The organism is Leifsonia sp. McL0618 (assembly GCF_049994905.1).
Lineage (GTDB): Bacteria > Actinomycetota > Actinomycetes > Actinomycetales > Microbacteriaceae > Diaminobutyricibacter.
Window position 1 is genome coordinate 35,550 of sequence record NZ_CP188258.1, and the last position, 11,756, is coordinate 47,305.

The following is an 11,756-nucleotide window of genomic DNA, read 5'->3' on the forward strand; positions in this document are numbered from 1 at the left end:
TGACGAAACAGGGTTATGTGTTGAATACTGCTGACACCAACAGGCGCAGCGAAGCACCACGGCTCGCCCTCCGATCACGAAAGGATCGCAGCGTGAAATTCAGCAAAAAACGACTGCTCGCGGCAGCGGCGGGAGCAGTGACGGTCGGTGTCGTCTTGACCGGCTGTACTGGGTTCGGCGGGGGAGGGAGCAGTGGCGGCGGCGACGCCGGTTCCGGCACGCTCACGTTCACCACCTGGGCGGGCGACAGCGAGGCTACGGCGTTCAAATCCCTGGTCAAGCAGTTCGAGTCCGAGCACAAGGGCACCACCGTCAAGCTCAACATCGTGCCATACGCACAGATGTACTCCGACATGGACGCGAAGCTGGCGGCAGGTAACGCACCGGACATCTTCCGCGTGGACTACGGCAACCTCGGCGTGTACTCCAGCCAGGACCAGCTGCTCGATCTGAGCAAGTACATGAACGACGAGAAAAGCAAATTCGTGCCGGCAATGTGGGAGGCCGTCTCCTACAAGGGCAAGCCCTACGGAGTCCCGCACCAGACGGATGTCTCGTCCCTGCTCGTCAACAAGGCAATGCTCACGGCTGCGGGGATCGATGTCGCCACGCTGCCGAAAAAGCAGGCCGACGCCTGGACCTGGCAGCAGTTCGGTGACGTCGCTGCCAAACTGCGCGCAGCACTACCGGCGAAGCAATACCCATTCGTATACAACTGGCAGCAGGCAGGTGCTCCGCGTTGGCTGAGCTGGCTTTTCCAGGCCAACGGTGCGCTCCTCAAGGATGACGGCAAGACGCCGGCCATCGACTCCGCGGCCGGGGCGAAGGCACTGGACTTCACCAAGAGCTTCTACGAGAAGAAATGGGTACCGCCGACCAGTTCGCCGAAGTCGTCGGTCTACGCCGACACGACGTTCCAGCAGGGGACAGCGGCAATGGTGTTCGCCGGATCGTTCCTCGTGCCCGACATGGCCAGCCTGGCCAAGTTCGACTGGACCGCCATTCCGATGCCGCGCGACGCCCGTGGTGCGACGGATCTGGGCGGCAACGCGCTGGTCGCCACCAAGCACACCAAGAACCCGGCCCTGGCCGCCGAATTCCTGAAGTTCATGGTGCAGGCGGACACCATGTCCTCGTACTGTGCGGAAACGAACGAATTGCCTACGCGCACCGACCTCGGGGGCGACAAGATCACGTTCAAGATTCGCCCCGACGTGATGCCGGTGTTCGTCGACCAGGCCGGAACGATCACACCGGGCGATGTCAAGCAGCTCACCTCACCGTCGATGGCTGCCATCTCGACCGCATTGCAGGATCAGCTCGATGCGGCCTTCGTCGGTGGTCAATCGACAAAAGACACCCTTGCTAAGCTGACCACCGCTATCGAGGAGGCCGCGAAGAAATGACCGCTCTGACCGCCCGCGGACGGGAAGGGGTCCCGCCGTCGACCCGCCCGCGGGCGGGCCGCCGCGCCGCCCGTTTCAAAGAATCGCTTGTGGGATGGGGCTTCGCCACACCCAACCTGATCTTGATGGCGATCTTCCTCTTCCTGCCCATCGTCTGGGCCGTGCAACTCTCGTTCCAGGAGAGCAATGGCTTCGGAACTCCGACCTGGGTGGGTTGGGACAACTACGTCAAACTCGTCAACGATCCGGTCTTCTGGCAGAGCTTCGGGAATACCATCGTTTTCACTGTCTTGACGGTACCGATCACCCTGGGCGGCGGCCTGGGCCTCGCGGTGCTGATGAACTCGGTGCTGCCGGCTCGGGGCGTCTTCCGTACCATCATCGTGTTGCCGATGGTGATCTCGGGGGTGGCATCGGGCATGATCGCCGGCATCATCTTCTATCAGTCCAACGGCATCATCAACAAAGTGCTCACGGCTCTGGGTCTGAGTCCGGTGGCCTGGCAATCAGAGGGCGTGCCGGCGATGATCTCGGTGGTCATCGTGGCGATCTGGCTGCGAATCGGTTTCAACATGATCATCTTCCTGGCGGGGCTGCAGGGCATCTCACCCGAGCTCTATGAAGCGGCCCGGATCGACGGCGCGAGTCGCTGGCAGCAATTCCGCTCCATCACGGTTCCGCTGGTGGGTCCGAGCACCTTCTTTCTGCTCATCATGAATGTCATCGCGTCGTTCCAGGTGTTCGACCTGATCTTCGTCATGACCGGCGGCGGCCCTGGCAACTCCACCTCGGTCCTGGTGACGTACGCGTACCGCAACGGCTTCCAGATCCGGGAGCAAGGCTACGGCGCCGCAATCGGCATCGTCATCCTCATCATCACCCTCATCTTCACCTTCATTCAGTGGAAGACGAGCCGGACCCGTGACCTGGTCGGCTAGGAGCTCAACATGACGCAGACAGCAATGCTGGAGATCTCGGATGCCGAACTCCTCGGCACCCGATCGGAGACTCGGCGGAGTAAAAGGCGGCGCAGCAGCGGCCTAGGCGATCGAAAGGGCATCGTCTGGCGCAGCGCGATCGCGGTGGTCGTCGCTCTCGTCATGATCTTCCCCCTCTACTGGATGATCGTGGTCGCGTTCTCGCCGCGCGGTGAAGTGTTCGAGCCGACCCTGCGATTCTGGCCGAGCACGTGGACGCTGGAGAATTTCGCCCGGGTGTTCGACCTCTATCCGGTCGCGACCTGGTTCGGAAACTCCGTCGTCATCGGTGTCTTCATCACCGTGTTGACGGTGGTGGTCAACCTGCTCGCCGGATACGCGTTCGCGCGTCTCCGTTTTCGCGGGAGAAACGCGGTGTTCATCCTGACGCTGGCGACGATGATGATCCCGGTGCAGGCGATCATGGTCGCGCAGTTCAAGCTGGTCTCCGGGCTCGGCATCTACGGAACCTACTGGAGCGTTATCCTGCCGGGTGCGGCGGCGGCGTTCGGTATCTTCCTTGCGCGACAATTCTTCATTGGAATCCCCGACGAGATCATCGAGGCGGCCAGAATCGACGGTGCAGGGCAGCTCCGCATCTTCCTGCAGGTAGTGCTGCCACTCTGCAAGCCGCTCATCGCGGTCCTCATCCTGCTCACCCTGATGGGCAGCTGGAACGATTTCGCGTGGCCACTGATCGCCCTCAGCGACAACCAGTTGTTCACGCTGCCGATCGGACTGCTCTACCTGCAGAACCAGACGGCACCGAACTACAACGCAACTATGGCGCTGGCACTGATCTCGGTGATTCCGATGGTGATCCTCTTCCTGTCGTTCCAGCGGTACTTCGTGCAGGGCTTTGCACGCAGCGGGATCCGTTGATGCTCACCTACCTGTGCACCCTCCCGCTTCCGGATTCATGGTTCGAGCAACTGGCCACGCGGATGCCCGACGTCGAGATCCATCGCCTGGCGCCGGGTGAGGTGCCCGATTCCGCGTTGCTCAATCGCGTCGACCTCCTTCACACCAGCGAATGGTTTCCCGAAGCGGAGCAGGTTCCGGCGCTGCGCTGCGTGCAACTGGACACCTCTGGCGTGGATCATGTACGCCGGACGAGCCTGTGGAGCACGGATGTGGCCATCGCAACGCTCGGAGGCATCGCCCCGGTTCCCATGGCCGAGTACGCGATGATGTCCATTCTTGAACTCAGTCATCGGATGCCGCTCATCGAGCAGGTCCGCGCCGAGCGCCGGTGGCCGTCGAATGCGGAGCGCCTCGAACGGTTCACCCCACGCCAGCTCGCCGGCGCTACGGTCGGCATCATCGGATACGGCCGAATCGGCCGGGAGATCTCACGCCTGGCATCGAGCTTCGGGATGAACGTGCTCGGCCTGCGCCGCGGCGCCGCCCAGGTCCCTGCGGCCGACAAATTCGACACCGGCCGAAGTGATCCGAACGGTGACCGCGCCGAGATCTTCCCGGTGGAGGCGCTTGATGAGGTTCTCCGGCGCTCCGACATCCTCGTGGTTGTGGTGCCGCTCACCGAACACACGCGCGGGATGATCGGCGCGGCCGAGCTCGACGCGCTTCCGCCCGGCGCGTTCGTGGTGAACATCGCCCGTGGCGGCATCGTCGACGAGTCGGCCCTGCTCGAGCGGCTCCGGAGCGGCCGGATCGGCGGCGTGGCGCTGGACGTCTTCGACGATGAACCATTGCCCTCCGACTCGCCATGGTGGTCGGAACGCGGCGCGCTTGTCACACCACACGTTGCAGGGCTCGCGCCCCAGTATCATGCACAAACACTCGACCTTGTCGTCGAGAACCTAACCCGGCTGGCCGACGGCCGCCCGCTCGTGAATGAGGTTGATCGTGTCTCAGGCTACTGAACCACTGCTCGGACCGAAGCGGCAGAGCGAACTGCTCAACTACATCCGCGCCTACGGAATCCGCTCCGTCAACGAGATGGCCAGGCTGCTCGGCGTCAGCACCTCCACCGTTCGCCGCGATCTCAACGAACTGCAGGATCGCGGGCTGATCGAGCGCATCCACGGCGGCGCAGGACCGCTGACAGACGATCTCGAACCGCTCCGCCCCGTGCGCGAGGTCGCCTACGCCGACGAGAAGCAACGGATCGGCCGGGCCGCCGCGGCGCTCATCGTTGACAACTCGACCGTACTCATCACGGGCGGCACCACCACCGAGGCGATGCTGCCGTTCCTCGGCACGATCCACGGGCTTACCGTGGTCACCAACAGCCTCACGGTTGTCAACCGGCTCGCCCAATACCCTGACATCGAGATCATTGTCCTCGGGGGGCTTCTTCGTCGGCAGGAGATGTCATTGCTCGGTCACCTCACCGTTGCCGGTCTCGCCGAGTTCGGTATCGATCAGGCGTTCTCGGGAGCGTTCGGCATCGATCCTGAGATCGGGGTGACCGGAACCAACCTCACCGAGACGCAGACCGACCGTTCGCTGGCGTCGTCCGCGCGGGAGCTGATCATGCTCGCTGACCACAGCAAGCTGACGCAGCGGGGCCCTGCCCGGTTGGTGCCCACCAGTGCGATCACGACGGTGATCGTCGACGATGGTGCGGAGCCCGAGACGCTGGAGAAGTTCCGCGCAGCCGGGGTGACAGTTCAGACATGCTGACCGACACCGCCCGACTGCTCGGGACGGAAGGCGCGAGCCTGCCTGCCGTCGCCGCATTCAACGTCATCACCCTCGAATATGCAGAAGGAATCGTTGCGGGCGCTGAGCGCGCCGGCTTGCCCGTGCTGCTGTCGATCAGCCAGAACGCGGTGCGCTTCCACGGCTCGCTCGCCCCGATCGCCGCAGCCTGTGTGGCGCTCGCTCAGGCCGCGAGCGTCGGCGTGGGATTACACCTCGATCATTGTGACGACGCCGAACTCGTGCGCGAAGCCGCCGATCTCGGGTTCGCCTCCGCGATGTTCGACGCCTCGGTCCTGCCCTACGATCGCAACCTCGAGGAGACCGCTAGAGTGGTGGAGCTCGGTCACGAGCGCAATCTCTGGATCGAGGCCGAGCTGGGAGAGATCGGTGGAAAAGACGGCGCCCATGCCTTCGGCGTCCGCACCGATCCTGCCGAGGCGGCGGCCTTCGTGGCCGCGACAGGCGTCGACGGCCTGGCCGTCGCCGTCGGAACCTCGCACGCGATGACGTCGCGCACGGCTGAGCCCGACACCGGCCTCATCTGCCGCCTGCGCGAAGCGGTGCCGGTTCCGCTGGTGCTGCACGGTTCGTCCGGGGTCGCGGATGCGGCTCTCCGCTCGGCGATCGCGGCCGGCATCCGAAAAGTCAACGTGGGTACGCAACTGTCAGCAGACTTCTCGCTCGCGCTCACCAGCCAACTCGGCGAGAGTCCCGATCCGCGTCCCGCCCTCATCGCCGCGCGCGGATCGATCGCCGACACCGTCGACCGCCTCCTCCGGGTCATCAGCGGCCCGACCTCCGCATCGCTCTCGAAAGGAGCCCCATGCCCGCAACCGTGACCGGTCCGGCACCGCACGACGACCAGCCCACCGCGGCAGAATTGCTCGCCGCCGATGACATCATCGGTCTGATGCGCGCCTGCCACGACCGGCGCCTTGAACGCGAGGGTATTCCGATGGTGCTCGGCCTTGCCGATGAACGCGGCCCGATTCCGCCCAATACCGAGGCGAGCCAACTGGCCGAAGGCGGTCGCTTCGCCGAGGTATTCGACAAGTACAGTGCGGCTCTTGTGCCGTTCGCCCGAGAAAGCGACGAGGGAGCAGTGATCACTGCCATGCAGGTCCTCGCGTACACCCATTTCGCACCCGGGGCCGCACCCCTCACCCGTGCCGAGGAGGCATCCGCATGACCCAGCCGGCTTTCACCACGCAGCGCGAACAGCTGCATGACGGGCACTTCATCAGAGTTGTCAACTACCACTCGACACCGCGCAGCGCCCGCGAGGAGCTCGCTCGCGAACTCGCCGGATTCGCCCGGGATTACGCCCCCGTCACCCTCGAAGACCTGAACCGGCTGTACGACACCGGAACCTGGCACAAGGACAAGCCGGGCCTCATCCCCGTGTTCTACGAGGGCTACCGCAACTCCGCGACTGTCGCCGCACCGCTCTGCGAGGAGTTCGGCATCACCGGCTGGTTCCCGATCGCGACCGCGTTCGTCGACTGCGAGGTCCAATATCAGGAAGCCTTCGCGCGCGCTCACTGGATCTCGCTCGTCGAGGAGGACACCCAGGGCGGGCGTATTGCAATGAACTGGGACGAAGTCGCCGCACTGTCACAGCAGCACGTGGTCTACCCGCACACCGGCCACCACGAAGGTTTCGACACGGTGCTCTCGGACGCCGACATCGAGCGCGAGGTGGTCGAATCGAAGCGCCAGCTCGAGGCCGTCACCGGCCAGGAGGCGCCCGCCTTCGTCTGGCTGCATGGCTCGTCCTACGGGCAGAGTCCACGACACGACCGCGCTGTGAAGGAGGCGGGCTACCGCTACCAGTTCGCCAACACCATGATTCACCGGGTGAACTGAGCCGGATGACGTCGGCTTCAGCGTGCGAGCTGAGGCACGCCGAGGTGCCGGATGCGCCCAGCCGCGTCCCGCCAGGTCAGTTCTGTGGTGCCGCCACAGCGGTTCGAGTCGGCCGCGCGGATCGTGCCCGGCGCGACCTCGGGGATGCTGATTCCGGAGGCTGTGAGCACCGCACAGACGGCCGCATCCGGTGTCGTCGTGGCGCGGGCGTTTCGGCCGCGCTCTCCGGGGCGTTGCTGCCACTGCCGTTCTGGATAGGGGCTGGGCCCTGAGACGGCGAGGTGGTGTGCGCCATGCCGGGTTTCCACCTGAACGGTGAGAGTGCCCTCGTCGTGTTCGGCGGCGAACGATGCGACGTCGGTCGCGGCGTCTGTCGTCCGTCGCTGGAAGCCGTGCGGGGCAGACCAGTACCAGCTCTGCAGTACTGCATTCGCATCGAGCGCGAGCACCTCGAGATCGTCGGGCCCGAGGGTGCCCTGCAGAATGACGGCGTCCATATAGCGCTGGCCCATCGCGAATCGGAGTCCGGCGCTCCACGCGCCGGGCCCCACGTCGGACGGCTCGAGCGAATCGTCCGCAAGGTCGCTGTTGTACCAGAAGACCCAGAGGCCGTCTGTGACGTCGCACGCCGCCAGTTCGAGGTTTCCGCGCGCACCGTACACACCTTGAACGAGCGAGGGTGCGCCGTAGGTCGGGTGCTCTACACCAACCGTCGCGACAATATTTGAATGCATCTGCCCATTCTTGCGCATTTCTGCCCAAATGTGACAGGATGGCCAACACCGAAAGTCGAACCAGTCGTCGAAGGAGACTCATGAGAATCGCTCGCGCCAGCATCGAGGGCACCGCACGGATCATCGTGGCCGACGAGGCGTCGACGCGCCTCGCCCCGATCGATCACCCCGACGACGTCCTGCAGGCGATCGCGAGCGTACGCGCCGGGGCATCCGGCGCCTGGGAGGTCATCGACGCCGATCGGCTCGACCTCCTCGCACCGGTCAGCCGACCGGGCAAGATCATCGCTGTCGGCCTCAACTACGAGGACCACATCTCGGAGACCGGGATCACGAAGCCCGAGCGTCCGCTCACATTCGCCAAGTACGCGAGCTCCTTGGCCGGCCCCACCGCCGACATCGTCATACCAGACCACCTCACGGCGCAGGTCGACTACGAGGCCGAGCTCACGGTGCTCATCGGACGCGACTGCGGTGGCGAACGGCCCGCCACGCTTGACGACATCGCCGCATACACCGTCGCCAACGACGTGTCGGCCCGCGACGTGCAGTTCGGCGACGTCCAGTGGACACGAGGAAAATCGTTCGACACCTTCACCCCGATCGGACCGTGGCTCGTCACGCCCGAAGAGTTCGGCGACCCGCACAACCACCGCATCTACACCACGGTCGACGACGAAACGCTCCAGGACGACAGCACTGCCGCGATGATCTTCGATGTCGCGGAGCTGCTGCGTTTCATCAGCGACGGTGTCACCCTGCACGCAGGAGACATCATTCTCACCGGGACTCCTGCGGGTGCGGGCGGTTTCCGCACACCGCCGCGTTACCTTCAGCATGGCGAGACGGTCACGGTCGGTGTCGAAGGGATCGGCGAGCTGCGAAACCGTGTGGTCTACCGTTCCCGCCTGACCGACTGATCCCGCGTACGGCCCCGACTGCAGAGGAACAATCATGGCAACAGACCACCGCGTACTCGTTCTCATCGGCGCAGGTTCTGCCGTCTTCACCCGCGGCCTGCTGGCCGATCTCATCGGTGCAGACGACCTCGGCGGCTGGGAGATCCGGCTGGTCGACATCGACCCGGTCGCACTCACCGTCGCCACGCGACTCGCCGAGGCGATGGTGGCGGCTCGAGGCGTCGAGCAGTCGATCCGTGTCACGTCCAGCACGAACCGTGCGGCCATGCTTCCAGGGGCCGACTTCGTTGTCACCTGCGTCGGTGTGGGGGGTCGCCCGGCGTGGCAGCTCGACCACGAGATCGTGCAGCGGCACGGGATCTACCAGCCGGTCGGCGACTCGATCATGCCCGGCGGCATCTCCCGGCTGCTGCGCACCACCCCTGTGCTCGTCGACATCGCCCGTGACATCGCCGAGCTCTCCCCTGATGCCTTCTTCTTCAACTATTCCAACCCGATGACCGCGAATGTGCAGGCGATCCATCAGGAGACCGGGCTCGAAGTCGTCGGTCTCTGCCACGGCGTACACCACATCCAACGGGAACTGGCCCAACTCATCGACGCGCCGTTCGAGAACACGTCGACCCTCTACGCGGGGATCAACCACCTGACATTCATCTACGACTTCCGACTCAACGGCGAGGATGCGTGGCCACTCGTCAGGGAGCGCGTGAGGCGAGAGCTTGCTGAGGCGCCGAATCCTGCCGACATCGGCAACATCTTCTACGACAATCCCACTGCCTGGCACAACCCCTTCGCGTGGGAGCTGTTCGAGCGGTACGGCGCCTTCGCTGCCGCCGGCGACAGGCATGTCGTCGAATTCTTCCCCGAACGCTTCGCAAACGGCGACTACTACGGCAAGAAGTTGGGCGTCGATGCGTTCTCGCTTCCCGAGATCCTCGAATGGGGTGAGAACCGATACCAAAGCATGAGACGCCAGGCCGTCGGCGAGGAACCGCTCGACCAGACGATCTTCGAGCGTTCCGGCGGCGAACAGGAGCAGCTCATCGCGATCATCCGCTCGATCACCCACGACGCTCGCGGCATGTTCTCGTGCAACGTCATCAACAACGGGCTCGTCCCGGGCCTGCCCGACGCAGCGGCGGTCGAGATCCCCGGTGTGGCGACCGCCCGCGGCATCCGCCCCATCTCGGTTCCCGACCTCGGCGCGCCCCTGACAGCGGTGCTGGACAGACGGCTCAGTTCGGTGGCGATCGCCGTCGAGGCTGCGCTCACCGGCGATCGGGGGCTCGTCGTCGAGGCCATGATCGCCGATGGTGCGATCACGGACTCGGCTGCCGCAGCAGCGCTTGCCGATGACCTCATCGCGGGCCAGGCTCACCACCTGCCGAGGTTCGCATGAGCGCCCGCAATCTCGGCGCCGAAGAACGCGCCGAATCGGGCTCGGCGGAGGCGGGTGCTGCGCAGCGCGGCCTGCGGAGCCAGCAATGGTTCGGAGCCCCCGGCAAGACGGGATTCATGCACCGGTCCTGGCTTCGGTCCGAGGGCCTGCCCGACGACAGTTTCCGGGGACGTCCGACCATCGGCATCGCGAATTCCTGGTCGGAGCTGACCAGCTGCAACATCCATCTGCGCACGCTCGCCGAACATGTCAAGCGTGGAATCTGGCAGGCCGGTGGCGTCCCGTTCGAATTCCCGACGACGTCGGCGGGCGAGCCGATCGTGCGACCTACCGCCATGCTGCTGCGCAACCTGATGGCGATGGATCTTGAGGAGACCTTGCGGGCGAACCCGCTCGACGGTGTGGTTCTGCTTGCCGGCTGCGACAAGACCACTCCCGCCTACCTGATGGGTGCGGCATCCGTCGATCTGCCGACCCTGCTCATCACCGGGGGTCCGATGCTCAACGGTAAATACCGCGGCACCGACATCGGCTCGGGTACGTCGGTGTGGAAATTCACTGAGGCCTACCGTGCCGGCCAGATCGGCGAGGAGGAGGTCACCGAGGCGGAAGGGTGCATGGCTCGCAGCCAGGGCCACTGCATGACGATGGGAACCGCCTCGACGATGGCCTGCGTCTCCGAGATCATGGGGATGCAGTTGCCTGGCTCGGCGTCGCTGCCCGCGAATGACTCGCGACGGGCGGCCATGGCGCACCTGGCGGGACGCCGCATCGTCGAGATGGTCGCCGAGGACCTCCGGCCCTCGAAGATCCTCACCCGCGCCGCCTTCGAGAACGGTGTGCGCGCGAACGCTGCCCTCGGCGGGTCGACGAACGCTGTCATCCACCTCCTCGCCCTCGCGCGGCGCGTCGGAGTCGAGCTCACACTCGCCGACTTCGACTCGCTCGTCCGAGATGTTCCTACGATCGCGGACCTGATGCCGAGCGGACGGTTCCTCATGGAGGACTTCGAGTACGCCGGCGGCACTGCAGCCTTCGTCGAAACGCTCGGAGAGCTGCTGCACCGAGACACGGTGACCGTGACCGGCACGACACTCGGTGCGAACTATTCGGGCGCTCAGTGCTACAACCGAGAGGTGATCCGTCCACTCGATAACCCGGTAAAGCCTGCCGGGTCCGGCATCGCGGTACTCCGTGGGAACCTCGCACCGCGTGGCGCGGTGATCAAGCAGTCGGCGGCGACGCCTGAACTCATGGTTCACAGGGGTCGCGCGCTCGTCTGGGACTCACTTCCCGAGTATTTGGCCGACGCTGACGACCCCGAGCTCGACGTCACGGCCGACGACATCCTCGTCGTGCGCAACGTCGGGCCCAAGGGATACCCGGGTATGCCCGAAGTCGGAAACCTTCCCCTTCCGCAGAAGATCCTGACGGCCGGAATCGTCGACATGGTGCGTATCTCGGACGCACGGATGAGCGGCACCTCCTACGGGACCGTCATCCTCCATGTGGCACCCGAGGCGGCAGCCGGCGGCCCGCTCGCGCTCGTACGCACGGGAGACGTCATCGCCGTCGACGTACCCGCACGGACCCTGCACATGGAAGTGTCCGACGAGGAGCTCGAGAACCGTCGAGCCGGCTGGCGGGCGAAGCCCGTCCCGGGAAGCGAGCGTGGGTGGACGCGCCTCTACATCGAACACGTGACACAGGCGGACGAGGGCCTGGATCTCGATTTCCTTGAAGGCCACAGCGGCAGCGCCGTTGGGCCACAGGCATTCTGA

General features: G+C 65.1%; 12 protein-coding genes. 11 read left to right on the forward strand and 1 reads right to left on the reverse strand.

Features of this window, described 5'->3' with window-relative positions:
• Positions 1 to 92 precede the first annotated feature (92 nt).
• The 8 genes from ACPPVQ_RS00190 to ACPPVQ_RS00225 are packed head-to-tail and all read left to right on the forward strand — an operon-like array spanning position 93 to position 6,919.
• Positions 93 to 1,406: an ABC transporter substrate-binding protein gene (locus ACPPVQ_RS00190; RefSeq protein WP_426517398.1), complete on the forward strand. Its 1,314-nt coding sequence runs from the start codon at positions 93 to 95 to the stop codon at positions 1,404 to 1,406.
• Positions 1,403 to 2,344: a carbohydrate ABC transporter permease gene (locus tag ACPPVQ_RS00195; RefSeq protein WP_426517400.1), complete on the forward strand. Its 942-nt coding sequence runs from the start codon at positions 1,403 to 1,405 to the stop codon at positions 2,342 to 2,344. The genes ACPPVQ_RS00190 and ACPPVQ_RS00195 overlap by 4 nt, the downstream gene beginning before the upstream one ends.
• Before the next feature lie 9 nt (positions 2,345 to 2,353).
• Positions 2,354 to 3,265 (forward strand): carbohydrate ABC transporter permease, encoded by a 912-nt coding sequence (locus tag ACPPVQ_RS00200; RefSeq protein ID WP_426517402.1) that lies wholly within the window; start codon positions 2,354 to 2,356, stop codon positions 3,263 to 3,265.
• Entirely contained in the window at positions 3,265 to 4,269 is a 1,005-nt protein-coding gene (locus tag ACPPVQ_RS00205) for a D-2-hydroxyacid dehydrogenase (RefSeq protein WP_426517404.1), read from the forward strand. The genes ACPPVQ_RS00200 and ACPPVQ_RS00205 overlap by 1 nt, the downstream gene beginning before the upstream one ends.
• A complete protein-coding gene (locus ACPPVQ_RS00210; RefSeq protein WP_426517406.1) occupies positions 4,253 to 5,032 on the forward strand; it encodes a DeoR/GlpR family DNA-binding transcription regulator in 780 nt (259 codons plus the stop codon). Before ACPPVQ_RS00205 ends, ACPPVQ_RS00210 begins: the two co-directional genes overlap by 17 nt.
• On the forward strand, positions 5,026 to 5,892 hold the full coding sequence (locus ACPPVQ_RS00215; protein WP_426517408.1) for a class II fructose-bisphosphate aldolase: 867 nt from the start codon (positions 5,026 to 5,028) through the stop codon (positions 5,890 to 5,892). The genes ACPPVQ_RS00210 and ACPPVQ_RS00215 overlap by 7 nt, the downstream gene beginning before the upstream one ends.
• The gene (locus ACPPVQ_RS00220) at positions 5,877 to 6,242 is read left to right on the forward strand and encodes a hypothetical protein (RefSeq protein ID WP_426517410.1); all 366 of its coding nucleotides are present in this window, start codon (positions 5,877 to 5,879) and stop codon (positions 6,240 to 6,242) included. Before ACPPVQ_RS00215 ends, ACPPVQ_RS00220 begins: the two co-directional genes overlap by 16 nt.
• Complete coding sequence (locus ACPPVQ_RS00225; RefSeq protein ID WP_426517412.1) at positions 6,239 to 6,919, forward strand: polysaccharide deacetylase family protein; 681 nt, start codon at positions 6,239 to 6,241, stop codon at positions 6,917 to 6,919. The genes ACPPVQ_RS00220 and ACPPVQ_RS00225 overlap by 4 nt, the downstream gene beginning before the upstream one ends.
• A gap of 17 nt (positions 6,920 to 6,936) precedes the next feature.
• Here the strand turns inward: ACPPVQ_RS00225 and ACPPVQ_RS00230 are convergent, their stop codons facing one another.
• Positions 6,937 to 7,653 carry a hypothetical protein gene (locus ACPPVQ_RS00230; RefSeq protein ID WP_426517414.1) on the reverse strand — a complete coding sequence of 239 codons (717 nt, stop codon included), beginning with the start codon at positions 7,651 to 7,653 and terminating at the stop codon, positions 6,937 to 6,939.
• A gap of 80 nt (positions 7,654 to 7,733) precedes the next feature.
• Here ACPPVQ_RS00230 and ACPPVQ_RS00235 point away from each other — a divergent pair, with 80 nt between their 5' ends.
• Genes ACPPVQ_RS00235 through ACPPVQ_RS00245 form a run of 3 tightly spaced genes read left to right on the forward strand, consistent with a single transcriptional unit; the run spans position 7,734 to position 11,756 of the window.
• Positions 7,734 to 8,573, forward strand: a complete 840-nt coding sequence (locus ACPPVQ_RS00235) for a fumarylacetoacetate hydrolase family protein (RefSeq protein WP_426517416.1) — start codon at positions 7,734 to 7,736, stop codon at positions 8,571 to 8,573.
• 34 nt (positions 8,574 to 8,607) lie between these two features.
• Positions 8,608 to 9,975 (forward strand): hypothetical protein, encoded by a 1,368-nt coding sequence (locus ACPPVQ_RS00240; protein ID WP_426517418.1) that lies wholly within the window; start codon positions 8,608 to 8,610, stop codon positions 9,973 to 9,975.
• Positions 9,972 to 11,756, forward strand: a complete 1,785-nt coding sequence (locus tag ACPPVQ_RS00245) for an IlvD/Edd family dehydratase (protein WP_426517420.1) — start codon at positions 9,972 to 9,974, stop codon at positions 11,754 to 11,756. The genes ACPPVQ_RS00240 and ACPPVQ_RS00245 overlap by 4 nt, the downstream gene beginning before the upstream one ends.